We start from the raw sequence: 23,568 nt of genomic DNA, 5'->3' as shown, positions 1-23,568 counted from the left end.
GGCAATCCAAGCCATGACCACTTCCGCTAGAAAACGCCAGATGGCGCTCGTCGCTTTCATGCAAGCCCAGAACTGCTCGATGTATGTCGGTTCTTGGCGCCATCCGTCGAGCATGACGGACTTCACTTCGGCGGAGTACTACCAGCGCATCGCCCGGACCCTCGAAGAGGGCAAGTTCGACATGGCCTTCTTCGATGACCGCCTGGCGATGCCGGACATCTACGGCGACAGCCACCGCGAGACCGTGGCGCACGGTGTGCGCGCAGTGAAGCTCGATGCCGCGACCGTGATGATGGCGATGGCGATGGCCACCACGCGGCTCGGCCTGGGCGCAACCTATTCGACGAGCTACTACGAGCCCTATCACGTGGCACGCCTTTTCTCGACCATGGACCTGATGACGCGCGGACGCGTGGCCTGGAACGTGGTCACTTCGCTCAACGATTCGGAAGCGGCCAACTTCGGCAAGTCCGGCCACATGGAACACGACCTGCGCTATGACCGCGCCGACGAGTTCATGGAAGTGGTGCTGGGCCTGTGGGACAGCTGGCAGGACGACGCCCTGATCGTGGACAAGACCAACGACCGCTTCGCCGATCCCGACAAGGTGCACCGCCTGGACTACGAAGGCAGGTTCTTCAAGTCGCGCGGCCCGTTGACTGTGCCGCGTTCGCAGCAGGGCCACCCCGTGATCCTGCAGGCGGGGTCGAGCGGCCGCGGCCTGAAGTTTGCTGGCCGCTGGGCCGAGCTGGTCTTCGCCGTCTATCCCAGTCTCGAATCGGGCAAGAAGCAGTACCAGGCCCTGCGCCAGGCGGTGGCCGACGATGGCCGCGACCCGGACCTCGTGAAGATGATGCCGGAGATGAAGATCATCGTCGCGCCGACCGAGTCCGAGGCAAAGGACCGCCGCGACATGGTCGCCGCGACCGCCAAGCCCATCGATGGCCTGACGCTGTTGTGCGAGGTGCTCAACGTCGACTTCTCCAAGCGCCCCTACGAGTTGCCCTTCACCGACGACGAGCTTGCCGCCGTGTCCTGGCAGAGTTTGCGCGACCGCGTGGTGCAGGTCAGCGGCAAGAAGAACCCATCGGTGCGCGACTTCGTCGAGGCCTCGGGCCGCGGCACGCTGCGCGAGGGCCCCTGCTTCGTCGGCACCCCGACGCAGGTCGCCGACCAGATGGAGGAGTGGTTCGGCTGCGCCTGCGACGGCTTCGTGCTGTCGGCCACCTCGGTGCCCGGCACCTATGAGGACATCGTGCGTCTGGTGGTGCCCGAGCTGCAGCGCCGCGGCCTGTTCCGCAAGGAATACGAGCACGAGACGCTGCGTGGCAACCTGGGCCTTGCGCGCCCCAATGCGCGCGACTGGCGCAAGGCGGCCTGAGCGGAGGGCCCGGCAGGTGAACGACATGAAGAAAGAACTGAAGATCCTCACGCCACACGGCATCCTTGGCTACGGCATTCCCGAACAGGACTTCTGGCGCGGCATCGACGCGGGTGCCGATGCGATGATCATCGACGCCGGCTCCACGGACCCCGGGCCCTACCTGCTGGGCCGCGATGCGACCATCGTCTCGCGCGAAGCCTACATCCGCGACCTGACCGTGATGCTCAAGGCCACGGCCACGCGCAAGGTGCCGGCGTACATCAGCTCGGCTGGCGGTGCCGGCACCAACAGCCAGGTCGATGCCTTGCTGGACGTGATCGCCGAGATTGCGAAGACGAACGGCTGGAAGTTCAAGTGCGCGACGATCTATTCGGACATCGACAAGGCGGTCATCCTTGACCGCCTGGGTGCGGGCCGCATCGAACCCTGTGCATCGGCACCGGACCTCACGGCCGCCGACGTCACGTCATCGACCAACATCGTGGCGCAGATGGGCGCCGAACCTTTCCTCAAGGTGCTGCAGGAGCAGCCCGATGTCGACATCATCGTCTCGGGCCGCTCGTACGATCCATCGCCCTTCGCAGGCCTGTGCATGTTGCACGGCATCGACCCCGGCGTGTACTGGCACATGGGCAAGATCGTGGAGTGCGGCGCCAACTGTGCCGAACCCAAGGGCAAGGTCATACTGGCGACCGTGCGCCAGGGCAGCTTCGACCTCGAGCCGATGAACCCGAAGGAGCGTTGCACGATCGCCTCCGTGGCGGCGCATTCGCTGTACGAGAAGACGCGGCCCGACCTGTTGTCCGGCCCCGGCGGTGTGCTCGACCTGCGCCAGTCGCGCTATGAGCAGCTCGATGAACGCCGCGTGCGCGTCAGCGGCAGCGTCTTCGTCCCCTCCGAGGTCTACAAGGTCAAGCTCGAAGGCGCGGCCGTGGTCGGCTTTCGCACGATCTTCATCGGCGGCATCCGCGACCCCATCCTCATCGGCCAGATCGACACCTTCCTCGACAAAGTGCGGCAGGACGCGGGCGAGACCTACCCCGACATTGCTTCGGGCGCGGCCAGCATCCATTTCCACGTGTACGGCAAGAACGGCGTCATGGGCGATTCCGAACCACTCAAGGACGTGGTGCCGCACGAGATCGGACTGGTCGGCGAAGTGACCGCGCCGACGCAAGCGGCTGCCAACGCCATTTGCAACAGCACGCGCATCTCGGTGCTGCACAACCCCTACCCCGGACAAGTCGCCACCGCAGGCAACTTCGCCATTCCGCTGAACCCGCCCGAGAACCCGATCGGGCCGGTGTGCAAGTTTTCCGTCTACCACCTGATGGAAGTGGACTCGCCAACCGAGCTCTTCCCGATCCGCTACCTGGAGATCTGACATGGCGATCCGAACATTGCGCGAGTTGGCCAAGGTGGTGCGCAGCAAGAACTCCGGCCCCTTCGAGATCACCTTCGACGTGATCTTCGACGACATCGCCCTCTACGAGAGGGTCAAGGCCAGCGGTGCGCTCCAGCCCGAGACCTTGGCTGCGACCTACAACGTGCCGGTGACCGACATCGTGACCTTCATGTTCTTCGACCCGGCCCGTGCCTTCAAGATGACGCTCAAGCGCAACTGGGCGCAGGGCAGCGTCGGCGAACGCGACACCTTCGGTGCGCAGCAGCATGCCCCGCTGCTGGACATCGCCGTCGAGATGGGCTGACCGGCATGGACATGAAGACATCGCCATTGGCACTGCTGAAAGACTCCACACTGCTGAGGACCGACGCGCGGATCGGCGGCCGGTGGGTGCAGGGCGCAACGCGCTTCGACGTGCACGACCCGGCGACGGGCCTGAAGCTGGTCGACGTCGCCAACCTCGGCGCAACCGATGCTGAGCACGCCATCGACACGGCCAACCAGGCATGGCCTGCCTGGCGGGGCAGGACAGCCAAGGAGCGCAGTGCCCTGCTGCGCAAATGGTTCGACCTGCTGATGGTCCACCAGGAAGACCTGGCTCGCCTCATGACTGCCGAGCAGGGCAAGCCGCTGGCCGAGGCACGCGGTGAAGTTGCCTACGGCGCGAGCTTCGTCGAGTGGTTTGCAGAAGAGGCCAAGCGCATCAATGGCGAGACGCTGCCGCAGTTCGACAACAACCGGCGCCTGATGGTTCTTCGCGAAGCCATCGGCGTCTGCGCGGCCATTACACCGTGGAACTTCCCGCTGGCGATGATCACCCGCAAGGTCGCGCCCGCGCTGGCCGCAGGCTGCACCGTGGTCATCAAGCCGAGCGAGCTCACGCCGCTGACGGCGCTGGCCGTGGCCGAACTCGCGCTGCGGGCCGGCATACCGGACGGTGTGCTGAACGTGTTGACGGCCGACAGCCCGAACTCGATCGCCATCGGAAAAGTGTTCTGCAACAGCCCCGTCGTGCGCCACATCAGCTTCACCGGCTCGACCGAGGTCGGCCGCATTCTGATGGAACAAGCCGCTCCCACGGTCAAGAAACTGGCACTGGAACTCGGCGGCAACGCCCCCTTCATCGTGTTCGACGACGCGGATATCGACAGCGCGGTCGAAGGCGCGCTGGCGAGCAAGTACCGCAATGCGGGCCAGACCTGCGTTTGCGCCAATCGCTTCTATGTGCAGGACGGCGTGTACGACACCTTCGTGGCGAAATTTGCCGAGCTCGTGCGGGCGCTGAACGTCGGCAACGGCTTCGTCGATGGCGTGCAGCAAGGCCCGCTGATCGAGGAGGCGGCGCTGGAGAAGGTCGAACGCCATGTCGCCGACGCGCTGGCCAAGGGCGGCACCGTGATCGCCGGAGGGCGGCGGCTGAAGGGCCAGTTCTTCGAACCCACGGTGGTCGCCAACGCCACGGCCGACATGCTGTGCGCGCGGGAGGAAACATTCGGCCCGTTCGCGCCGGTCTTTCGTTTCAGCACCGAGCAGCAGGCGATCGACGCGGCCAACGACACCGAATTCGGCTTGGCCAGCTACTTCTACAGCCGCGACGTGGGCCGTATCTTCCGCATCGCCGGTGCCTTGGAATACGGCATGGTCGGCATCAATGCCGGCGTGATCGCGACCGAGCACGTGCCTTTCGGCGGCATCAAGCAGTCGGGGCTGGGCCGCGAAGGATCACACCACGGCATCGACGAATACGTCGAGATGAAATACCTCTGCATCGGCGACGTGCTCGCCTGAAAAGAATCGGAGACAACCTCATGAGCAGCACCACCATGACCACGCCAGAGCGCGAGGCTGTTGCGTTCGACCCGAAGGAATTCCGCCGTGCATTGGGCAGCTTTCCGACCGGCGTGGCCATCATCACGACTCGCGACGGCGAGGGCGCGCCTTCGGGCCTGACCTGCAACTCGTTCAGCTCGGTTTCCCTGGAGCCGCCACTGGTGCTGTGGAGCCTGCGCAAGGCGAGCAAGTCCATCGATACGTTCCGCGCGGCGCAATCCTTCGTCATCAACGTGCTGGCCGAAGACCAGGACGAGCTCTCCTCACGCTTCGCGACGAGCAGCATCATCCAGAAGTTCGAGGGCGTGGCCTGGAGCACCGGCTACAGGGACATGCCGCTGATCGACGATTGCGTGGCGCGCTTCGAATGCAGCGTGTTCGCGCAGCATGATGCGGGCGACCACGTCGTCTTCATCGGCAAGGTCGAGAAGTTCGAGGTGGTGCGCGAGGAAGACCCGCTGGTCTTCTACAAGGGTGCCTACATGATGCTTCAGCAGTCGATGCGCGAGCTGGCCAGCAAGGGCCGCATCTCGCACCAGGCGCTGGCCGACTCGCGCCGCATGGTCTACGTGGCGCTGCTGCGGCTGGCCTGCGAGAACGCGCAGCCTGCGGACTTTGATGCCATCGAGGCCAACCTGCGCCAAATGGACGCGCAGATCATGGCGCGCGACATGCCGGGACGGATGAAGTCGGCCATCCGCTTCTTCGAACTGATCAGCGCGGCTGCGCACAACGAAGTGATGTCGCTGGTGGCCAGGTCGCTCAATACGCTGCTGTTGCACACGGTGAAGGCCCAGGCCGCCACCCGTGCTGCGCAGGATGTGTACGTACCGGCGCTGGACCCGATCCGCTGGGAAATCCTGTCGGCGTTGCGTGCTCGTGACGAAGCCGCTGCCGTCGCGGCCGTGGCGCAGTATGTGCAGCGCGCCACGCTGCATTGAGGCGTCGGACCTTTTAAGCCTCGACGGCGGTCGCGTACGCCGCCGCGAGAGCCCTCGGCTTGCGGCAGGATGTCCTCGTCCCTCCCCACGCAGGTGAAGCGGCCGCCGGTGATCGCGACCGCGCTGGCGGCTGTCATCCCCGCGCAGCCAGAAAGTCCAGAAAGCACGCGATCCGCGCCGCCAGCTTCGTATTCCGGTAGTACACCGCATCGATCCCCTGGCGGACGTCTGCGGTGTCGTTCACGAGCAATTGCACCAGGTCGCCGTGCTAGCGGTCGGCGGCGGTCATGAAGTCAGAGAGGCACGCGACGCCCGCGCCCTCCAGTGCGAGAGCCTTCGGCTGGCGTCAATTGCGCCCGCCACGCCGCTCGCGCTCGCGCGCGCGCCGCACCTGCCGGCTTTGAGACGCCTCCTCGCTGCGCCGCTCCCGCTCGCGCTTCGAGTCACGCCGCCGCTTCGAGAGCCAGCGCGCAAGCAGAAAGCTCGCGGCGCTGGTCACGACGAGAACGAAGAGGCCGATCGGGCCGAAATCCATGTGCCGCCTTCCTCAGAGCACGCGCACGACACTGGCCGGCTTGAAGCCCAGGTCCGCTGCCTTGCCCTTGCGCGCACGGCTGCCGCGCGCGTTGTTGAGGCTGCGGATCTCCAGCGTCTCCTCGCGTTCCTTGCCGCCACGGCCGATGCCCTCGATCTTGATGCTGCGCGTGTAGGCGGCGGCGCCGGCCAACGTGTCCTTGGCGTCGAGGTCGATCAACGTGAGTCCGCGACCGCCCTTGGGCAGCGCCTTCATCTCGAGGATCTCGAAAGTCAGGATGCGCCCGCCCGTCGAAGCACACGCGACGTGCGTCGCCGGCGGCATCGGCTCGGCGCCGCTGGCGCCTCCGACCAGCGAGGGCCTGCACAGCTGCTCGCCCTCGCCCACGTCGATGAAGGCCTTGCCGCCGCGCTGCCGCGAGATCATGTTCTCGACCGAAGCGATGAAGCCGTAGCCGCCTGTGCTGGCCAGCAGCAGCGCCGCACCGAGCGGCCCGGCAAAGTAGTGCGCGACGTGCGTGCCGCTGTCGAGATCGATCAGCGTCGTGATCGGCTGGCCGTCGCCGCGCCCGCCCGGCAGGGACGCCACGGCCACGCTGTAGACGCGCACGCTCTTGTCCTTGGCGGTGCCGAAGACCAGCAGCGTGTCGACCGAGCGGCATTCGAAGGCACCGTAGAGCGCATCGCCGGACTTGAAGGTGTACTCGGGCGCGGCGGCGCCGGCAGCGCGCTCGCTGGCCCAGCCCTTCTGCGTGCGCACCCAGCCTTTCTGCGAGACGATCACCGTCACCGGCTCGTCGACCACGCGCACCTCGGCCACGGCGCGCTTCTCGGCCTGGATCAGCGTGCGGCGCGGGTCCTCGAAGCTCTTCGCGTCGGCCTCGATTTCCTTGACCAGCAGGCGGCGCAGCGCGGCCGGGCTGGCCAGGATGTCCTCGAGCTTCTTCTGCTCCTCGCGCAGGCCCTTGAGCTCCTGCTCGATCTTGATGGCCTCCAGCCGCGCCAGCTGGCGCAGCCGGATCTCGAGGATGTCCTCGGCCTGCCGCTCGCTCAGGTCGAAGCGCGCGATCAGCGCGGCCTTCGGGTCTTCCGCGGCGCGGATGATCGCGATGACCTCGTCGATGTTGAGCAGCACGAGCTGCCGGCCCTCGAGGATGTGGATGCGGTCCTGCACCTTGGCCAACCGGTGCCGCGAGCGGCGCTCGACGGTGATCTCGCGGAAGGCGATCCACTCGTTGAGCATCTGGCGCAGCGACTTCTGCGTCGGCTTGCCGTCGATGCCCACCATCGTGAGGTTGATGGGCGCGGAGTTCTCCAGCGAGGTCTGCGCCAGCAGCGTGGTGATGAACTCCTCCTGGCTGATGCGCGAGGTCTTGGGCTCGAACACCAGGCGCACCGGCGCGTCCTTGCTGGATTCGTCGCGCACGACGTCGAGCACCGAGAGCACGGCCGCCTTGAGCTGCACCTGTTCGGCGGTCAGCGCCTTCTTGCCGGCGCGGACCTTGGGATTGGTGAGCTCCTCGATCTCCTCCAGCACCTTCTGCGTGCTGACGCCGGGTGGCAGCTCGTTGACCACCAGTTGCCACTGGCCGCGCGCGAGCTCCTCGATCTTCCAGCGCGCCCGCACCTTGAGCGAGCCGCGGCCAGTGCGGTAGGCCTCGGCAATGTCGGCCGGGCCGCTGATGATCTGCGCGGCGCCGGGATAGTCAGGGCCGGGGACCAGCGCGAACAATTCCTCGTCGGAGAGCTTGCCGTTGGTCTTGATGAGCGCCACGCAGGCGTCAGCGATCTCGCGCAGGTTGTGGCTGGGGATCTCGGTGGCCAGCCCGACCGCGATGCCGCTGGCGCCGTTGAGCAGCGTGAAGGGCAGCCGCGCGGGCAGCAGGCGCGGCTCCTCGGTGGAGCCGTCGTAGTTGGGAATGAAGTCGACCGTGCCCTCGTCGATCTCGTCGAGCAGCAGGCTGGTGATGCGTGACAGCCGCGCCTCGGTGTAGCGCATGGCCGCGGCGCCGTCGCCGTCGCGGCTGCCGAAGTTGCCCTGGCCGTCGACCAGCGGGTAGCGCTGCGAGAAGTCCTGCGCCATGCGCACCAGCGCGTCGTAGGCGGCCTGGTCGCCGTGTGGGTGGAAGCGGCCCAGCACGTCGCCGACCACGCGCGCACTCTTGACCGGCTTGGCGCCCACGGTGCCGTTGGCACCGCCGAAGCCGAGGCCCATGCGCGACATCGAGTAGAGGATGCGCCGCTGCACCGGCTTCTGGCCATCGCTGACATCGGGCAGCGCGCGGCCCTTGACGACCGAAAGCGCGTATTCGAGGTAGGCCGTCTGCGCGTAGTCGGCCAGCGTGAGGGCCCCGTCCTCTTCGGGGTTCTGAAAATCGAGGGGCGGTTGGGAATCCATTGCGAGAGAGACTTTGTAAGAGCGGCAAGTGTAGTGGCCGTGCCGTCCTCCTCTCAGTGGATCAGCTCTCGCGCGACCATGCAGGTGCCTGAGGACTCAGCCCAGCGTGAAGGCGGCCCTCATCGCCTTTTCAATATCCGATTCGACAGTTTCAGCTGCGCGTCGCTCGCATCCATGTCGCCCGCCTGCGGTGCCTCGGCCATTTCCGTCAATGCCGGGACCGCGCTCGTCGGCGAAGGCATGTTTCCGCGCCCCACTGCACCGCCGCGCGGTGCCGCCAGTTCCATGCGCACGCGGCCCGGCGCGTTGCCTCGGCCCGTCGCCGTCGAGGGCTTCAGATAGGCATAGAGCTGCAGCACCGTCTTCACGTAGTTCTGCGTCTCCCGATAGTTCGGGATCTTGTTTCCCGCGCGCTGCACGGCGCCCTCGCCGGCGTTGTAGGCGGCGAGCGCGAGCCCGATGTCGCCGGGGAACATCGCGATCAGGTCGCGCAGGTAGCGCGCGCCGGCGGCGATGTTGATGTGCGGATCGAAGAGCTTCTTCTCGATCGAGCCGCGCTTGTCGGCCCCCACGCCATAGCGCTGCGCGGTCGCGGGCATCAGCTGCATGAGGCCGAGCGCGCCTTTGGGCGAAACGGCCCGCGCATCGAAGCCGGACTCGGTGGCGACGAGCGCCTGGAGGAGCTCGTAGTCGATGTCATGGCGCTGCGCCGCTTCACGCAGCGCCTTCTGCGCGGGCTTGTAGTTGGGCGAGGCCTCGAACAGCGCGAGCAGCGATTGCGACGCGCGAGGCACCTTGCCGTCGATGTTGCCCATGCGGCCGCGCGCGAGCGGGCCGACGCCTTGGGCGGTATCGAAGGCCTGGCCGCCCCGAAAGAAGAGCTGGTAGCGCTCATCGATCTTCTCGGAGGCGAAGTGGGCCACGCCCTTGTCGTCGACATAGCCGAAGATGTCGGACGCGTGCACGAGCGCGTGCCACGAGCACAGGGCCAGCAGCAGCAGCGGGAGCCGCCACCAGCGGCCGGGAACATGTCGGAAGTTCATGGACGGCGGATTGTCGTCCATGCTCGCCGATTTACGTCTGGGAACAGGAATGCGCCCCCGCCCATCCAATGGGCAACACGACGACATCACCATGCACACGCTCGAACGCATCCAGGACGCCCACGACCCCGCGGCACCGACCGACACCGAGCTCGCGGAGCGAGCCGCGCAAGGCGACGCCCTGGCCTTCCAGCTCATCATGCGGCGCCACAACCGGCTGCTCTTTCGCACCGCCCGCAGCATCCTGAAGAACGACGACGATGCGCAGGACGCGTTGCAGGACGCCTATCTCCGCGCGTGGCGCGCGCTGGGCTCCTTTCGTGCCGAGTCCCGGCTCTCGACCTGGCTGGTGCGCATCGTGGCCAACGAAGCCCTGGGACGGCTACGGCGGCGCGGCAGCGCCCAGGTCATCCCCTTCGACACCGCGGTCGAGGCAGGCGACACCCCGGAGGGCACATGGATGCAGGCAGACCCCAATGAACAGCCGGAACGCAGCGCAATGCGCGGCGAGACGCGCCAGCTGATCGAGGCGGGCATCGATGCGCTGCCCGAGGTGTTTCGCACGGTGTTCGTGCTGCGCGCCGTCGAGGACCTGAGCATCGAGGAAGTGGCCGCGGCGCTCGGCATTCCCGAAGCCACGGTGCGCTCACGGTTCTTCCGCGCACGGGGCCTGCTGCGCGAAGCCCTGTCGCGCGAGATCGATGTCGCGATCGGCGACGCCTTCTCTTTTGCCGGCGCGCGCTGCGACCGGATCGTCGCCCGCGTGATGGCCGTCATCGCCGGACCACCGCCGGGCCCGCCCGCCTGATTCTTTCCACCCACCCTGACTCACCCTTTTCAAGGAGACCGCCATGTCCTTCCTTCGGATGCCCACGCCCGTCGCCGCGCGACGCTACTTCCTCGGCCGCTCGGGCCTGCTGCTGTCGGGTGCTGCCGTCGCACTGCTGGCAGGCAACGACACGCTCGCGGCCCAGGCCGGCGGGGACGCGGCGAGCGATGCGCAGATCCTCAACACCGCGCTTGGGTCCGAGCTCGAAGCCATCGCGGCCTACCAGGTCGGAGCCGAGAGCAAGCTGCTCGACAAGCCCGTGCTCGACCTCGCCCTGACTTTCCAGGGCCACCACCGGGCCCATGCCGCGCTGCTCGCGGCAACGGTCGAGAAGCTCGGCGGCAAGGCCGTGAGTGCGAAGGCGAAATACGACTTCCCGACCTCGCAGCTGAAGTCGCAGGCCGATGTGCTGCGCTTCGCAGCCAAGCTGGAACAAGGCGCCGTCAGCGCCTACCTGGGCGCGGTACCGATGTTCGACGACCGTGCGCTGGCGAAGGCCGCCGCGAGCATCCTCGGCGACGAGGCGATGCACTGGGCGGTGCTGCGCAACGCACTCGGCGAGGCGCCGGTGCCCGGGGCCTTCATGTCCTGAGCGATCCGGCGCGCCCGGTTTTGCTCAGACGTCGACCTCGACGTCGTCGGCGCGCAGCTCCATGAGCTCGCGCCGCGCGGCGGCCTCGCCCTTGCCCATGAGCTTGGTGATCTCGCCCTGCGTGCCGAGGAGGTCGAAGCGGCCCAGGCGCACCTGCAGCAGGCGGCGCGTGTCGGGGTTGAGCGTGGTCTCCCACAGCTGCTCGGCGCTCATCTCGCCCAGGCCCTTGAAGCGGCTGATGCTCCAGGCGTTCTCGCGCACGCCGTCCTTGCGCAGCTTGTCGAGGATGGCGGTGAGCTCGCCCTCGTCGAGCGCATACACCTTGGACGCGGGCTTCTTGCCGCGCGCCGGCGCGTCGACCCGGAACAGCGGCGGCTTGGCCACGTACACATGCCCGGTGTCGATGAGCTTGGGAAAGTGCCGGAAGAACAGCGTGAGCAGCAGCACCTGGATGTGCGAGCCGTCGACGTCGGCGTCCGACAGGATGCAGATCTTGCCGTAGCGCAGGCCCGAGAGGTCGGGCGTGTCTTCGGGTCCGTGCGGGTCGACACCGATGGCGACCGAGATGTCGTGGATCTCGTTGTTGGCGAACAGGCGGTCGCGCTCCACCTCCCAGGTGTTGAGCACCTTGCCGCGCAGCGGCAGGATGGCCTGGCTTTCCTTGTCGCGCCCCATCTTGGCGCTGCCGCCGGCCGAATCGCCTTCGACCAGGAAGACCTCGTTGTGGGCGATGTCCTTGCTCTCGCAATCGGTCAGCTTGCCCGGCAGCACTGCGACGCCCGAGCCCTTGCGCTTCTCGACCTTCTGGCCGGCGCGCTGGCGCGTCTGCGCGGCCTTGATGGCCAGCTCGGCGAGCTTCTTGCCGTAGTCGACGTGCTGGTTGAGCCAGAGCTCCAGCGCCGGGCGCACGAAGCTGGAGACCAGCCGCACCGCATCGCGCGAGTTGAGCCGCTCCTTGATCTGGCCCTGGAACTGCGGGTCGAGCACCTTGGCCGAGAGCACGTACGACGCGCGCGCGAACACGTCCTCGGGCAGCAGCTTCACGCCCTTGGGCAAGAGGGAATGCAGGTCGACGAAACTCTTGACCGCATTGAACAGGCCATCGCGCAGGCCGCTCTCGTGGGTGCCGCCGGCGCTGGTGGGAATGAGGTTGACGTAGCTCTCGCGCACCGGCTGGCCGTCCTCGGTGAAGGCGACGCACCACTCGGCGCCTTCCCCTTCCGCAAAGTTGTCGGCGTTCTTGTCGGCATGGCCGGCGCCTTCGAACAGCGGAATCACCGGGTCGGCGTTGAGCGTCTGCATGAGGTAGTCGCGCAGGCCGCCCTTGTAGAGCCACTGCTGGGTCTCCTTGGTCTTCTCGACCACCAGCGTGACGGTGACGCCGGGCATCAGCACCGCCTTGCTGCGCAGCAGATGGGTCAACTCGTTGACCGGCAGCGTGCCGGACTCGAAGTACTTGGGGTCGGGCCAGGCGCGCACCGTGGTGCCCTGGCGGCGCTCGCCGCTCTCGACCGGACGAAGCTGGAGCGGCTCGACCACATCGCCGCCCGCGAACACGATGCGCGCGGCCGAACCTTCGCGGAAAGACTGGACCTCGAGCCGCTTCGACAGCGCATTGGTCACCGACACGCCCACGCCGTGCAAGCCACCCGAGAAGCTGTAGGCGCCGCCCGCTCCCTTGTCGAACTTGCCGCCCGCGTGCAGCCGGGTGTAAACCAGTTCGATGACGGGCGCCTTCTCTTCGGGATGCAGGCCGAAGGGAATGCCGCGGCCGTCGTCCTCGACGCTGACCGAGGCGTCGCTGTGCAGCGTGACCTTGATCTTCTTGCCGTAGCCGGCCAGCGCCTCGTCGGCGGCGTTGTCCAGCACTTCCTGGATGATGTGCAGCGGGTTGTCGGTCCGGGTGTACATGCCCGGACGCTGCTTGACGGGCTCGAGGCCCTTGAGAACGCGGATGGAGCCTTCGGAATAGGCCGGGGGAGTCTGGGTGAGAGTCGCCATGGGGGCGGATTGTATGCGTGGGCTCCCGAAAACCTGGATGGACATACAGAGCCACGCTGATGCGCACGCCGCATCAACGCTCGACGAAAAAATCAACAATGCCCGTCGCAGCGTTGCGGATGGACTCCGGTCCTTTTGGATACAGTCGCCGGATGCACGCTCAATCCCAGCCGCTCTCGCTCAAGCAGGTTCTTTTCTGCGGCGCGATGATCGTCACCCTGTCCATGGGGATCCGCCACGGCTTCGGATTGTGGCTCCAGCCGATCACGCAGGAGCAGGGCTGGTCGCGCCAGAGCTTCTCGATGGCGCTCGCCATTCAGAACCTTGCCTGGGGCGTGATCGGTGTCTTCGCCGGCATGCTGGCCGACAAGCTGGGCGCCTTCCGGGTGCTGGTGGCGGGAGCCGTGCTCTACGCAGCCGGGCTCGCGGGCATGGCGCTGTCGCCGACGCCGCTCCTGTTTGCGCTGACGGCCGGCGTGCTGATCGGCGCGGCGCAGGCCGGCACCACCTACGCCGTGATCTACGGCGTGATCGGCCGGCAGATCCCGGTCGAGCGGCGATCCTGGGCGATGGGCGTGGCGGCCGCGGCGGGCTCCTTCGGCCAGTTCCTGATGGTCCCGGTAGAGGGGCAGCTGATCGCGGGCTTCGGCTGGCATACGGCCCTGCTGGTGCTGGCGGTCATGGTGCTGCTGATCGTGCCGCTCGCGTTCGGCCTGCGCGAGCCACGCGTCGGGCACGCCGCCGTCGCCCACCGCGATCAGACCATCCTCCAGGCCGTGGGCGAGGCCTTCAAGTACCCCAGCTTCGTGTTGCTGATGGCGGGCTATTTCGTCTGCGGCTTCCAGTTGGCCTTCATCGGCGTGCACATGCCGAGCTACCTGCGCGACAAGGGGCTCTCGCCCGAAGTGGCCAGCTATGCGCTGGCGCTCGTCGGCCTGTTCAACGTGTTCGGCACCTATGTCGCCGGGTCTCTCGGGGCGCGGCTCGCCAAGCGCAAGCTGCTGTCGGTCATCTACTTCAGCCGTGCGGCGACGATCGCGGTCTTCCTGGCGGCGCCGATCACGCCCCTTTCGGTGTACGTCTTCGCGAGCGTGATGGGCTTCCTCTGGCTGTCGACCGTGCCGCTCACCAGCGGCATCGTGGCCCAGATCTTCGGCGTGGCGCATCTCTCGATGCTGGGCGGCTTCGTGTTCCTGAGCCACCAGGTCGGCTCCTTCCTCGGCGTCTGGCTCGGCGGCTACCTCTACGACAGCACCGGCAGCTACAACATCGTCTGGTACCTGGCGATCGCGCTGGGCGTGTTCGCGGCGGTGGTCAACCTGCCGGTCAAGGAAGGCGCGATCGTGCGCCGGCCGGCCCCTCAGCCCGCCTGAACCCATGCGCCCGAGCACGCGCCACCATCTCGTGCATGCCGGCTGGCTGGCCGCCGCAGCGCTGGCGCTGCTGGCAGTGTTCGGCCTCTACACGCGCCCCGCTTTCCTGGTCGGGCTGGTCGACCAGCTCTGGGCCTGCTTCTGAGCCACGATCTCCCGCCCTCCCCCTGGGTCGCGCGCTGGTCGCACCTGCTCGCCCCGGGCGCGACCGTGCTCGACGTGGCCTGCGGCGGGGGGAGGCACATGCAATGGTTCGCGCAGCGTGGACACGCGGTCACGGGCGTGGATCGGGCTCCCGAGGCGATCGCGTCCGCGTCCCGCTTTGGCCTTGCAGTGCTGGCCGACATCGAGCAGGGCCCATGGCCCTTCGCCGGCCAGCTCTTCGGCGCTGTGGTCGTGACCCACTACCTATGGCGCGCGCGGCTGCCCGACATCGTGGCGGCGGTGGCGCCCGGCGGCGTGCTGCTCTACGAGACCTTCGCCGCCGGCAACGAGAGCGTGGGCAAGCCCTCGCGGCAGGACTTCCTGCTGCAACCGGGCGAGCTGCTCGCCGCCTGCGCCGGGCTGCGCGTGATCGCCTACGAAGACGGTTTTCTTTCAGGGCCCGAACGCTTCGTGCAGCGGATCGCAGCCGTCCGGCCGCCGGAAGGCGCGGCCCGCACCCCTTTGCGCTACCCCCTCTGACTGGCCTGCCGGACCAGTCAGTAGAATGGCTGCCTTTCCGCAACCGACAAAGAGACCCCCCTTGGAGCAACTGACAGGCAGCATCGTCGCGCTCGTCACGCCGATGCATGACGACGGCAGCGTCGACTATCCCGCCTTGCGCCGGCTGATCGACTGGCACATCGACGAAGGCACCGATTGCCTGGGCGTGGTCGGCACCACCGGCGAGTCGCCGACGGTGAACGTCGAGGAGCACTGCGAGATCATCCGTGTGTCCGTCGAGCAGGCCCGCGGTCGCGTGCCCGTGATGGCCGGCTGCGGCGCCAATTCGACGAAGGAGGCCATCGAGCTTGCCCGATTCGCCAAAGGTGTTGGCGCCGATTCGCAGTTGCAGGTCGTGCCCTACTACAACAAGCCGACGCAGGAAGGCCAGTACCAGCACTTCAAGGCCATCGCCGAGGCGGTCGGCGACCTCCCCGTCGTGCTCTACAACGTGCCCGGTCGCACGGTCGCCGATATGGCGCACGACACCGTGCTGCGCCTGGCGCAGGTGCCCGGCATCGTGGGCATCAAGGAAGCCACTGGCAACATCGAGCGTGCGCAGTGGCTGATCCGCGATGTGCCGAAGCACTTCGCCGTGTACTCGGGCGACGACCCCAGCGCTGTCGCGCTGATGCTGTGCGGCGGCCAGGGCAACATCAGCGTGACGGCCAACATCGCGCCTCGAAAGATGCACGAGCTCTGCGTGGCGGCCCTCGCCGGCGACGCGAAGCGCGCGATGCAGATCCAGTTCGAGCTGATGCCGCTGCATCGCCATCTGTTCGTCGAGCCGAACCCGATTCCGCTGAAGTGGGCCATGGCAAGGCTGGGTTTGTGCGGCGGGGCCCTGCGCCTGCCGATGACGGAACTCGCCGAGTCCGCCCGGCCGGTCGTCGAATCCGCGCTGCGTGCCACCGGCCTCCTCAAGGACTGATCCCATCTTTACCTGCCGCACCTCGACGCCGGCAACCTTTTGCAGGGCCGGCGCTCTGACACAGCGGCGCTGCAGCCTGACGATTGTGCTAAACATTCCACAAGGAAGATGACGTTGAACACCTTTTCGCGATTCGCATTGCTGGCCCTGGTCGCCAGCCTCGCCGCCTGCTCGGTCCTCGAGAGCGACAAGATCGACTACAAGAGCGCCGGAAAGGCCCCTTCGCTCGAAGTGCCACCGGACCTCACGCAACTGTCGCGCGAGAACCGCTACGCCGTGCCCGGCAACGCGGTCTCGGCCAATGCCTTTCAGGCAGGCGCCGCGAACGCACCCAGCATCCCTACGGCAGTCTCCAATCTTGGTGACGTGCGCATGGAGCGCTCGGGCACCCAGCGCTGGATCGTGGTCAGCCGCCCGGCCGACCAGCTCTGGGACCCCATCAAGGACTTCTGGCAGGAGAACGGTTTCCTGCTGACCACCGAGCAGCGCAACCTCGGCATCATGGAAACCGATTGGGCCGAGAACCGCGCCAAGCTGCCGCAGGACGTGATCCGCGGCACGCTGGGCAAGCTGGTCGACGCGATCTACTCCACCGGCGAGCTCGACCGCTTCCGCACCCGCATCGAACGCGGTGCCAACGGCACCACCGAGATCTTCGTCAGCCATCGCGGCATGCAGGAGGTCTACACCAACGTTCGGCAGGATCAGACGGTCTGGCAGGCGCGCCCCAGCGATCCCGAACTCGAGACGGAATTCCTGAGGCGACTGATGGTGAAGCTGGGTGTATCGCAGGAACAGGCGAAGCTTGTTGCGCAAACCAGCGCGCCTGCACGGACGGCGAGCGTTTCCAATGTCGGCGGCCAGCCCGTGGTGCAGATCAACGAGAACTTCGATCGCGCCTGGCGCCGCGTCGGCCTGGCACTCGACCGCACCGGCTTCACGGTCGAGGACCGCGACCGGGCTGCCGGCGTGTACTTCGTGCGCTACGTTCCCCCGAACCCCGACAAGAAGGAGCCGGGCTTCTTCTCGAAGATCTTCAGCTCGAGCAAGACCGAAGCGCCGCTCAAGTTCCGCATCATGGTCAAGGGCCAGGGCGAGACGAGCACGGTGTCGGTACAGAACGACAGCGGCGCAGCCGAAACATCGGCCAACGCGCAGCGCATCGTCCAGGTCATTGCCGACGACTTGAAATGACGCTCTCCCCCAGGTCCATCTAGGTGCTGCGCTTCCGCAGCCTGGGCAGCGGCAGCACGGGCAATGCCACGCTGGTCGAGGCGACCAGCGGCGGGCGCCGCTCGAGGCTGCTGATCGATTGCGGCTTCGGGCTCAAGCACCTCGATGCACGCCTGGCGCGCACGGGCCTCGCGGCCTGCGACATCGATGCGATCTTCATCACCCACGAGCACGGCGATCACATCGGCTGCGCCCGTGCGCTGTCGAGGCGCGAGCGCATTCCCGTCTGGATGAGCGAGGGCACCTGGCTTGCAGCCGGCGGGCACGACTTCGAGGGGCGCCTGCACCTCGCGCGGGACGGGAACGACATCGAGGTCGGCGACCTCCTGGTCCAGCCCTTCACGGTGCCGCACGATGCGCGCGAGCCGCTGCAACTGCGCTGCAGCGATGGCGCGCGCAGCCTCGGCGTGTTGACCGACCTGGGGCACGCAACGCCGCACGTGCTCGCGTGCCTGGCGGGAATCGACGCCCTGATGCTCGAGTTCAACCACGACAGCGACATGCTGGCCCGCTCGGCCTATCCGCCCTTCCTCAAGCTGCGCGTGGGCGGCAACTACGGCCACCTGTCCAACGCCGCCGCGGCAGCCATCGCGCAGGCGCTGTGCCACGATGGCCTGCAGTACATGCTGGGTGCGCACCTCAGCGAACAAAACAACCGTCCCGAGCTCGTGCGCCGCGCGATGGCCGAGGCGCTCGGCGCGAGCGAGCACGAGATGCTCACGGCCGACGCGGCCGAAGGCTCTGGCTGGCTGGAGCTCCGCGCATAAAAAGAAAGGCCGCCCTCGGGCGGCCTCCTGGCGAAGCTGCATCACTGCATCACTGCTTGGGTGCGTCTTCCTTCTTCTTGGCAGCATCCGTGGCTGAATTGGCCGAGTCGAGCGCCGAAGAAGCTCCCGGCGAGGGGGCCGGCGTGGCGGAAGGCATCGAGGACGAGGACGAGGAGGACGACGAAGTGTCGGGTGCTGGCGCCGGTGCAGGCGTCGGAGCGGGTGCCGGCGTCGTTGCAGCTGGCGGCGGGGTCACGACGGCCGGCGCGGACTCCTCCTTCTTGCCGCAGGCGGCAAGGGCCACCGCGACGGTCAACGAGGCGAGCAGGGCGGACTTTCTCATTACAGGGCTCCTTTGGATTGGTCTCGAAGAAAAAATTCTAGACCTGTACCCTCGGTGAACCGCCTGTTGCGCCACGATTCGCGGCTTTGGCTTACAAGCCCAGCGTCGTGGCCGCAAATGCCGGTTTTGCATGGCGCATGCATTCGTCGATGCGCTCGCGCAGGGCACGCCGGCGCTCCGGATCGCGGCCACAGACGCCGCGCACCCGCTCCGCGTCGACACGCGCCAGAAACCAGCCCGGCGTCCAGATGCCGCTCGGCACCTGCGGCAGTCCCGGCCCATTGCAGGCACGGCAATCGATGATGTGGCTCCAGATGCGCCGCCATGTCACGAAACGCGCATGCTCGCGCTCGAACACGTCGAAGCGCTGCGCCAGCATCACGAAGGTGCGCCCCGCTGCCGACCAGGCTTGCAGGGCCTCGGCCATGGCACGTTCCCCGAGCGGCCAGTCGATGAAGGCCGGATCGGCGAGCACGATCTCGCGCCAGTTCTCGCGCGCGGCCGCGGCCAGCGCGGCATGCAGGTGTGACTCGAAGGCGCGGCGACCGTCGAAGGCGCCCTCGGGCAATGCGTTGTCGATCGACATTTCATTCGTCGGCATGCAGCCAACCCGCTTCGCACCAGTCTTGCAGCAATGCGCGCGCATCGTCGCTTGCTGTCGCAAGATCGCGCGGCTTCAGCGCGCGCTGGTCCGCGAGGCGACGCATGAGCCGGGCGTCGCGGCCCGAGGCACGAAAGCTCTCGCCGTTGATGTAGAGATGGCGCGCGTCGTAGAGCATGCGTGTGCGGCGGTCGAGTGACACGCCGTTCAATGCGGCCGGCGGCTCGCCTTGTTCGAACCACACAGTGGGTCCGGGCTCGGTCATCGATTCGCCGAGGGCGCGGTCGATGGCATCGGGATCGCGCAGCGCCGCGAGCACGGCCTCGCGCGCGAACGCCTGCAGCGCACGCGGCATTTCGGCCGGCGCGGCCACCGCGGGCTGCGCCGGGTCCTTGTAGTGAACGGCCGGTCCGGCAGGCGCGTCCTGCAGCAGTTCGGCCTGCGCCTCCGCGATGCGAGCCAGGAGGTCGGCGCCCAGCGGCGCAGCCGCCGGTGCGCGCAGCCCGATGGAGTAGGTCATGCAATCACCGCCCTCGGCGACCCCGTCGTGCGCATAGCGCGGCGGCAGGTAGAGCATGTCGCCGGGCTCGAGCACGAAGCTCTGCTCGGGCTCGAAATGCGCGAGGATCTTGAGCGGCAGGCCGGGCTCCAGGCGCAGGTCGCGCTGCCTGCCGATGGACCAGCGGCGGCGTCCGTGCGCCTGCAGCAGGAACACGTCGTAGCTGTCGAAGTGCGCGCCGACGCCGCCGGTGTCGCTTGCATAGCTGATCATCAGGTCGTCGAGCCTCGCATCGGGCACGAAACGAAACTGCTGCAACAGTTCATGCACGCCTTGGTCATGCTGGTCCACTCCCTGGACCAGCAGGGTCCACGCAGCCTGCTTCGGCGAAGGCAGCGCTCGACGCGCGAAAGGGCCGTGCTTGAGTACCCAGCCGCTCTTGCCGTGACGGATCAGCCGCGACTCGACCTCCTCGCGGCCAGCCATTGAAAACAGCGCCTCTCGCCCGATCAGTGGCACCATGCCTGGAACGGCCTGGCGCACGAGCAAGGGCTTCTTCTGCCAATGGCGCCGCATGAATTGCGAGGCGCTGAGGCCTCCGAGCAGAGCCAGGGGTCGTTCAATCTCCATGGGAGAATTCTCGTATGGAAATCTCTGAACAATGCGTGGTCGGCCTGACCTGGACGCTGAAGGACACCCTCGGCGACGTGCTGGACGTGCTCGAGGAACCGGTGGAGTTCCTGGTCGGTGGCGATGATCTCTTTGCTGTCATCGAGTCCGCGCTGCTCGGCCATGAGCCCGGCGCGCGCGTGCAGCTGCAGCTCGAGCCCGAGCAGGCCTTCGGCGACTTCAACGACCAGTTGCTCTTCCTCGAGCCGCGCAGCCTCTTTCCAGAAGGCATCGAGGAAGGCATGACCTTCGACGGCGCCGCGCTGCCGGCCGGCGTGAACCCGGACATCCCCAGGGACGCGATCTACACGGTGAGCGAGATCTACCCCGAGCACCTTGTGCTGGACGGCAACCACCCGCTCGCGGGCATCGCGCTGCGGCTCGATCTGACCGTGCGCTCGGTGCGCGAAGCCACCGAGGAGGAGATCGGCCGCGGCACGGCCGGTACCGGCTTCTTCAAGGTTGCGCCGGCCGCGCCGGGCAACGACACGCTGCACTGACGTTCGAACAACGAAAAGCCGGGCACTGCCCGGCCTTTTCGTTGCATGCGCTCAGACGCGCGAGATCTGCCCGCCCTCGATGCGTACGCGGTCGCCGATCCGCAGGTCGCCCGGGCTGGGCACGTCGAAGGAGCGATAGGCACCCTGCTCGGTCTGGATCGAAATTCGGTAGCTCTCGTAGGCCCGCGGTGCATTCGCGTTCGCCTCGACGCTGTTGCCCAGGAGGGCGCCACCGATGACGCCGAGCGCTGTGGCCGCCGCACGGCCGCTGCCATGGCCGAACTGGTTGCCGACGACGCCGCCGAGGACACCACCGGCCACGGCGCCACCGCCGCTCGGCCCAGCGCCGGACGTCTGGCTGCGGATCACCTCGATGTTGGCCACGCGGCCATACTCGACGTAGGCCGAGGGGGCTGCTGGATACGTCGGCTGATAGGGGTAGCGGGAAGTTTCGTAGACAGGCTGTGGCGCTACGCAGGCAGTCAGCGCGGACAACGCAAGCACGGAGACAGTGACGGGAACAAGGCGAGTCGGGATTTTCATGGTGTGTACTCCTCGAAACAGATCGGGGCGATGCGCCCTCCATGGTTCCAACGCATCACGTTTGAGCGCGATGACCGCTTCGACACATGTTGAAAGCTTCGATGCTGACGGCATAGTGCCGGTTCCGTTCTTTACCTGTGAGCCACACGGCCCCGAGGCCGCAGGCGCCCGCCTACACACGCGCGCTCAATGCTTGCCCGTCGAGCCGTAGCCGCCTTCGCCGCGCGCGCTGGGTGGGAACTCCGCCACCACGCGGAACTGCGCTTGCACCACCGGCACGATCACCAGCTGCGCCAGCCGCTCCATCGGCTGCAGCACGAAGGCCGTGTCGCTGCGGTTCCAGGCGCTGATCTTGAGCTCGCCCTGGTAGTCGCTGTCGATGAGGCCCACCAGGTTGCCCAGCACGATGCCATGCTTGTGGCCCAGGCCCGAGCGCGGCAGGATCAGCGCCGCATAGCCGGGGTCTGCGAGGTGGATCGCGATGCCGGTCCCCACCAACTGCCAGGCGTTGGGCGCCAGGGAAATTGGCGCATCCAGGCAGGCGCGCAGGTCCAGCCCGGCGCTGCCGGGGGTGGCGTAGGCAGGCAACTGGTCCTGCATGCGGGGATCGAGAATTCGAATGTCGACGTTCACTTGTTGCGCCCTTGTTGTTGCCGCTGCTTTTGCTTCCTGGCCTCTTCTTCGAGCCACTCACGCCAGTTCGCCACGCCCGGTGGGAGCGCCCAGCGACGCAGCCGATGGGCAAGCCAGAGTCCGAAGGCAAATACCGCCGCGACAATACCGAACGGCACCTTCAGAATCAGCAAGACAAGCAGCACCGCCATCCATGCGATGGCCAGCACCTTGGCCATGGCGTGTGCCGCGGCGCCGCCGTCCCGTGCCGGGCTCGCCTCGCCATTCGACAGCATGCGACGCCGCGTCGCGGACGCGGCGTCGCCCGCTGCACCGTGTGGCGGCGATGAAGGCGTCATGCCGACATCGAGCCCATGCTCGCCCTCTTGGGGCGGCCGGTGCGGCTGCGTGGCCTGCGCAGCGAGGCGCTCGACGTAGCGCGCGAAATCACCGTCCGGCGGCGTGTTCCATTGCGGATTCATCATCGGCTCCCCGGCGGCAGGCGTGCCGCGATCTCGGCCACCAGTTCGCGCGCCAGCGCAAGCTTGGGCGCACGCGGCAGTTCCCGCACGCCCTTTTCGTCGACCAGCAGCAGGCTGTTGTGGTCCTGCCCGAATGTCAGCGGGCCGATGTTTCCCACCAGCAGCGGAATCCCCTTGCGCTCGCGCTTGGCCTTGGCATGCGCAACCAGGTTCTCGCTCTCGGCCGCGAAGCCCACGCAGAAGAGCTTGCCGGTCCTGCCGCGCTCGCCCTGCGCGATCGTCAACAGGATGTCGGGGTTCTCGACGAACTGCAGCGTTGGCGCGCTGCCGCTGCCGTCCTTCTTGATCTTGTGCTCGCTGTGGGACGCCGGTCGCCAGTCGGCCACCGCCGCGGTGGCGACGAACACCGACGCTGCCTGTGTGGCCTGTCGGCTGGCTTCCAGCATCTCCCGGGCGGATGTCACGTCGATGCGCGCGACGCCGCGCGGCGTGGGCAGATGCACCGGGCCTGCCACCAGCGTGACCCCGGCGCCCGCTTCGCGCGCCGCCTGCGCGATCGCGAAGCCCATCTTGCCCGAGGAATGGTTGGTGATGCCGCGGATCGGATCGAGTGCCTCGAAGGTCGGCCCCGCCGTGACCACCACCTGCCGCCCCGCCAGTACCTTGGGCTGGAACTGCGCCACGATCTCCTCGAACAGCTGTTGGGGCTCGAGCATGCGGCCGTCTCCGGTCTCGCCGCAGGCCTGCCAGCCGTTGCCCACGCCCAGCACGCAGGCGCCATCGGCATCGACCTGCCGCAGGTTGCGCTGGGTCGCCGGATGGACCCACATCTCGCGGTTCATGGCTGGCGCGATCAGCAGCGGCACACGGTCGGCGGGGCGCGCGAGGCACAGCAGGCTCAGCAGCTCGTCGGAGCGCCCCTGGACCAGCCGCGCAATGAAGTCTGCACTGGCGGGCGCCAGTACGATGGCATCCGCCTCGCGGCTCAGGTTGATGTGCGGCATGTTGTTGGGCTCGCGCGCATCCCACTGCGAGGTGTAGACCGGGCGCCCCGACAAAGCCTGCATCGTGACCGGCGTCATGAACTGGGTCGCCGCCTCGGTCATCACCACCTGCACGGCGGCGCCGCCCTTGACCAGGAGCCTGCACAGCTCCGCCGACTTGTAGCAGGCGATGCCTCCCGTGAGGCCCAGGACGATGTGTTTGCCGGCGAGGTCTTGCAGAGCTTGCATAAGCCGGCAATGTAGCAGCCCCACTACGCGCGCGTTCACGCACCATCCCTTCGCCTTCGAGGCCCATGAGGCCGCACCTATAATCTGCATTTCCCACTGCCCGGACCTGCACGTTCGGAAC

At 67.4% G+C, this 23,568-nt stretch carries 25 protein-coding genes and 1 pseudogene; 14 read left to right on the top strand and 12 right to left on the bottom strand.

The window, feature by feature from the left end; all coding sequences use genetic code 11:
- Positions 1–40: 40 nt before the first annotated feature.
- From G3W89_RS12780 to G3W89_RS12760, 5 genes are read left to right on the top strand one after another with little or no spacing between them, the layout of a single operon-like run.
- Entirely contained in the window at positions 41–1,381 is a 1,341-nt protein-coding gene (locus G3W89_RS12780; protein ID WP_162574433.1) for an LLM class flavin-dependent oxidoreductase, read from the top strand.
- A 25-nt stretch (positions 1,382–1,406) separates the two neighbouring features.
- Positions 1,407–2,768 (top strand): acyclic terpene utilization AtuA family protein, encoded by a 1,362-nt coding sequence (locus G3W89_RS12775; protein ID WP_162574432.1) that lies wholly within the window; start codon positions 1,407–1,409, stop codon positions 2,766–2,768.
- A gap of 1 nt (position 2,769) precedes the next feature.
- Positions 2,770–3,093, top strand: coding sequence for a DUF4387 domain-containing protein (locus tag G3W89_RS12770; protein ID WP_174258256.1), 324 nt, complete (start codon positions 2,770–2,772; stop codon positions 3,091–3,093).
- Between the two features lie 5 nt (positions 3,094–3,098).
- Positions 3,099–4,577, top strand: coding sequence for an NAD-dependent succinate-semialdehyde dehydrogenase (locus G3W89_RS12765; RefSeq protein WP_162574431.1), 1,479 nt, complete (start codon positions 3,099–3,101; stop codon positions 4,575–4,577).
- Between the two features lie 20 nt (positions 4,578–4,597).
- Entirely contained in the window at positions 4,598–5,560 is a 963-nt protein-coding gene (locus G3W89_RS12760; RefSeq protein WP_197893549.1) for a flavin reductase, read from the top strand.
- Positions 5,561–5,693: 133 nt separating this feature from the next.
- Here the strand turns inward: G3W89_RS12760 and G3W89_RS12755 are convergent.
- The 4 genes and pseudogenes from G3W89_RS12755 to G3W89_RS12740 all read right to left on the bottom strand — a co-directional run.
- Positions 5,694–5,897: pseudogene (locus G3W89_RS12755) on the bottom strand (LysR substrate-binding domain-containing protein); the annotation flags it as partial.
- A gap of 9 nt (positions 5,898–5,906) precedes the next feature.
- A complete protein-coding gene (locus G3W89_RS12750) occupies positions 5,907–6,095 on the bottom strand; it encodes a hypothetical protein (protein ID WP_162574430.1) in 189 nt (62 codons plus the stop codon).
- A gap of 12 nt (positions 6,096–6,107) precedes the next feature.
- Complete coding sequence (parC, locus tag G3W89_RS12745) at positions 6,108–8,492, bottom strand: DNA topoisomerase IV subunit A (protein WP_162574429.1); 2,385 nt, start codon at positions 8,490–8,492, stop codon at positions 6,108–6,110.
- 119 nt (positions 8,493–8,611) lie between these two features.
- The gene (locus tag G3W89_RS12740; RefSeq protein ID WP_162574428.1) at positions 8,612–9,535 is read right to left on the bottom strand and encodes a lytic transglycosylase domain-containing protein; all 924 of its coding nucleotides are present in this window, start codon (positions 9,533–9,535) and stop codon (positions 8,612–8,614) included.
- Between the two features lie 91 nt (positions 9,536–9,626).
- Here G3W89_RS12740 and G3W89_RS12735 point away from each other — a divergent pair, with 91 nt between their 5' ends.
- Entirely contained in the window at positions 9,627–10,343 is a 717-nt protein-coding gene (locus G3W89_RS12735) for an RNA polymerase sigma factor (protein WP_162574427.1), read from the top strand.
- A 43-nt stretch (positions 10,344–10,386) separates the two neighbouring features.
- Positions 10,387–10,956: a ferritin-like domain-containing protein gene (locus tag G3W89_RS12730; RefSeq protein ID WP_162574426.1), complete on the top strand. Its 570-nt coding sequence runs from the start codon at positions 10,387–10,389 to the stop codon at positions 10,954–10,956.
- A 24-nt stretch (positions 10,957–10,980) separates the two neighbouring features.
- Here the strand turns inward: G3W89_RS12730 and G3W89_RS12725 are convergent, their stop codons facing one another.
- Positions 10,981–12,957, bottom strand: coding sequence for a DNA topoisomerase IV subunit B (locus tag G3W89_RS12725; protein WP_162574425.1), 1,977 nt, complete (start codon positions 12,955–12,957; stop codon positions 10,981–10,983).
- A 152-nt stretch (positions 12,958–13,109) separates the two neighbouring features.
- Here G3W89_RS12725 and G3W89_RS12720 point away from each other — a divergent pair, with 152 nt between their 5' ends.
- The 6 genes from G3W89_RS12720 (at position 13,110) to G3W89_RS12700 (ending at position 17,966) form a co-directional block, all read left to right on the top strand.
- Positions 13,110–14,330: an MFS transporter gene (locus G3W89_RS12720; RefSeq protein WP_162574424.1), complete on the top strand. Its 1,221-nt coding sequence runs from the start codon at positions 13,110–13,112 to the stop codon at positions 14,328–14,330.
- 4 nt (positions 14,331–14,334) lie between these two features.
- Positions 14,335–14,475, top strand: a complete 141-nt coding sequence (locus G3W89_RS32985; protein WP_174258255.1) for a hypothetical protein — start codon at positions 14,335–14,337, stop codon at positions 14,473–14,475.
- Positions 14,472–15,014 carry a class I SAM-dependent methyltransferase gene (locus G3W89_RS12715; protein ID WP_443083204.1) on the top strand — a complete coding sequence of 181 codons (543 nt, stop codon included), beginning with the start codon at positions 14,472–14,474 and terminating at the stop codon, positions 15,012–15,014. Before G3W89_RS32985 ends, G3W89_RS12715 begins: the two co-directional genes overlap by 4 nt.
- Before the next feature lie 25 nt (positions 15,015–15,039).
- Positions 15,040–15,966 (top strand): 4-hydroxy-tetrahydrodipicolinate synthase, encoded by a 927-nt coding sequence (gene dapA, locus G3W89_RS12710; RefSeq protein ID WP_162574423.1) that lies wholly within the window; start codon positions 15,040–15,042, stop codon positions 15,964–15,966.
- Between the two features lie 114 nt (positions 15,967–16,080).
- Entirely contained in the window at positions 16,081–17,160 is a 1,080-nt protein-coding gene (gene bamC, locus G3W89_RS12705) for an outer membrane protein assembly factor BamC (protein WP_443083169.1), read from the top strand.
- A gap of 23 nt (positions 17,161–17,183) precedes the next feature.
- Positions 17,184–17,966: an MBL fold metallo-hydrolase gene (locus tag G3W89_RS12700; RefSeq protein WP_162574421.1), complete on the top strand. Its 783-nt coding sequence runs from the start codon at positions 17,184–17,186 to the stop codon at positions 17,964–17,966.
- Positions 17,967–18,015: 49 nt separating this feature from the next.
- Here G3W89_RS12700 and G3W89_RS12695 read toward each other — a convergent pair whose 3' ends face one another.
- The 3 genes from G3W89_RS12695 to G3W89_RS12685 form a co-directional block, all read right to left on the bottom strand.
- Complete coding sequence (locus G3W89_RS12695) at positions 18,016–18,309, bottom strand: hypothetical protein (RefSeq protein WP_162574420.1); 294 nt, start codon at positions 18,307–18,309, stop codon at positions 18,016–18,018.
- A gap of 91 nt (positions 18,310–18,400) precedes the next feature.
- Positions 18,401–18,910, bottom strand: coding sequence for a hypothetical protein (locus G3W89_RS12690; RefSeq protein WP_162574419.1), 510 nt, complete (start codon positions 18,908–18,910; stop codon positions 18,401–18,403).
- The gene (locus tag G3W89_RS12685) at positions 18,897–20,039 is read right to left on the bottom strand and encodes a cupin domain-containing protein (RefSeq protein WP_162574418.1); all 1,143 of its coding nucleotides are present in this window, start codon (positions 20,037–20,039) and stop codon (positions 18,897–18,899) included. Before G3W89_RS12685 ends, G3W89_RS12690 begins: the two co-directional genes overlap by 14 nt.
- Positions 20,040–20,053: 14 nt before the next feature.
- On the opposite strand from G3W89_RS12685, the gene G3W89_RS12680 reads away from it, so the two are divergent.
- Positions 20,054–20,578, top strand: a complete 525-nt coding sequence (locus tag G3W89_RS12680) for an FKBP-type peptidyl-prolyl cis-trans isomerase (RefSeq protein ID WP_162574417.1) — start codon at positions 20,054–20,056, stop codon at positions 20,576–20,578.
- 51 nt (positions 20,579–20,629) lie between these two features.
- On the opposite strand, the gene G3W89_RS12675 is transcribed toward G3W89_RS12680, so the two are convergent.
- The 4 genes from G3W89_RS12675 to coaBC all read right to left on the bottom strand — a co-directional run bounded on the left by G3W89_RS12675 (position 20,630) and on the right by coaBC (position 23,438).
- Complete coding sequence (locus G3W89_RS12675) at positions 20,630–21,121, bottom strand: glycine zipper 2TM domain-containing protein (protein ID WP_162574416.1); 492 nt, start codon at positions 21,119–21,121, stop codon at positions 20,630–20,632.
- Between the two features lie 186 nt (positions 21,122–21,307).
- Positions 21,308–21,754: a dUTP diphosphatase gene (gene dut / locus G3W89_RS12670; protein ID WP_162574415.1), complete on the bottom strand. Its 447-nt coding sequence runs from the start codon at positions 21,752–21,754 to the stop codon at positions 21,308–21,310.
- A complete protein-coding gene (locus G3W89_RS12665; protein WP_232076498.1) occupies positions 21,751–22,218 on the bottom strand; it encodes a hypothetical protein in 468 nt (155 codons plus the stop codon). Before G3W89_RS12665 ends, dut begins: the two co-directional genes overlap by 4 nt.
- Positions 22,215–23,438, bottom strand: a complete 1,224-nt coding sequence (gene coaBC, locus G3W89_RS12660) for a bifunctional phosphopantothenoylcysteine decarboxylase/phosphopantothenate--cysteine ligase CoaBC (RefSeq protein ID WP_162577449.1) — start codon at positions 23,436–23,438, stop codon at positions 22,215–22,217. The genes G3W89_RS12665 and coaBC overlap by 4 nt, the downstream gene beginning before the upstream one ends.
- Positions 23,439–23,568 lie beyond the last annotated feature (130 nt).

Source organism: Variovorax sp. PBL-H6 (genome assembly GCF_901827155.1).
In the GTDB taxonomy this organism is placed as follows: Bacteria; Pseudomonadota; Gammaproteobacteria; order Burkholderiales; family Burkholderiaceae_C; genus Variovorax.
This window is presented reverse-complemented; position numbering and strand designations above follow the sequence as displayed.

What these genes read in the sequence shown, in the direction of transcription:
- G3W89_RS12780 (WP_162574433.1), top strand. Translation starts at nt 41, where the DNA reads ATGGCGCTCGTCGCTTTCATGCAAGCCCAGAACTGCTCGATGTATGTC.
- G3W89_RS12775 (WP_162574432.1), top strand. Translation starts at nt 1,407, where the DNA reads ATGAAGAAAGAACTGAAGATCCTCACGCCACACGGCATCCTTGGCTAC.
- G3W89_RS12770 (WP_174258256.1), top strand. Translation starts at nt 2,770, where the DNA reads ATGGCGATCCGAACATTGCGCGAGTTGGCCAAGGTGGTGCGCAGCAAG.
- G3W89_RS12765 (WP_162574431.1), top strand. Translation starts at nt 3,099, where the DNA reads ATGGACATGAAGACATCGCCATTGGCACTGCTGAAAGACTCCACACTG.
- G3W89_RS12760 (WP_197893549.1), top strand. Translation starts at nt 4,598, where the DNA reads ATGAGCAGCACCACCATGACCACGCCAGAGCGCGAGGCTGTTGCGTTC.
- G3W89_RS12750 (WP_162574430.1), bottom strand. Translation starts at nt 6,095, where the DNA reads ATGGATTTCGGCCCGATCGGCCTCTTCGTTCTCGTCGTGACCAGCGCC.
- parC (WP_162574429.1), bottom strand. Translation starts at nt 8,492, where the DNA reads ATGGATTCCCAACCGCCCCTCGATTTTCAGAACCCCGAAGAGGACGGG.
- G3W89_RS12740 (WP_162574428.1), bottom strand. Translation starts at nt 9,535, where the DNA reads ATGAACTTCCGACATGTTCCCGGCCGCTGGTGGCGGCTCCCGCTGCTG.
- G3W89_RS12735 (WP_162574427.1), top strand. Translation starts at nt 9,627, where the DNA reads ATGCACACGCTCGAACGCATCCAGGACGCCCACGACCCCGCGGCACCG.
- G3W89_RS12730 (WP_162574426.1), top strand. Translation starts at nt 10,387, where the DNA reads ATGTCCTTCCTTCGGATGCCCACGCCCGTCGCCGCGCGACGCTACTTC.
- G3W89_RS12725 (WP_162574425.1), bottom strand. Translation starts at nt 12,957, where the DNA reads ATGGCGACTCTCACCCAGACTCCCCCGGCCTATTCCGAAGGCTCCATC.
- G3W89_RS12720 (WP_162574424.1), top strand. Translation starts at nt 13,110, where the DNA reads ATGCACGCTCAATCCCAGCCGCTCTCGCTCAAGCAGGTTCTTTTCTGC.
- G3W89_RS32985 (WP_174258255.1), top strand. Translation starts at nt 14,335, where the DNA reads ATGCGCCCGAGCACGCGCCACCATCTCGTGCATGCCGGCTGGCTGGCC.
- dapA (WP_162574423.1), top strand. Translation starts at nt 15,040, where the DNA reads ATGGCTGCCTTTCCGCAACCGACAAAGAGACCCCCCTTGGAGCAACTG.
- G3W89_RS12695 (WP_162574420.1), bottom strand. Translation starts at nt 18,309, where the DNA reads ATGAGAAAGTCCGCCCTGCTCGCCTCGTTGACCGTCGCGGTGGCCCTT.
- G3W89_RS12690 (WP_162574419.1), bottom strand. Translation starts at nt 18,910, where the DNA reads ATGCCGACGAATGAAATGTCGATCGACAACGCATTGCCCGAGGGCGCC.
- G3W89_RS12685 (WP_162574418.1), bottom strand. Translation starts at nt 20,039, where the DNA reads ATGGAGATTGAACGACCCCTGGCTCTGCTCGGAGGCCTCAGCGCCTCG.
- G3W89_RS12680 (WP_162574417.1), top strand. Translation starts at nt 20,054, where the DNA reads ATGGAAATCTCTGAACAATGCGTGGTCGGCCTGACCTGGACGCTGAAG.
- G3W89_RS12675 (WP_162574416.1), bottom strand. Translation starts at nt 21,121, where the DNA reads ATGAAAATCCCGACTCGCCTTGTTCCCGTCACTGTCTCCGTGCTTGCG.
- G3W89_RS12665 (WP_232076498.1), bottom strand. Translation starts at nt 22,218, where the DNA reads ATGATGAATCCGCAATGGAACACGCCGCCGGACGGTGATTTCGCGCGC.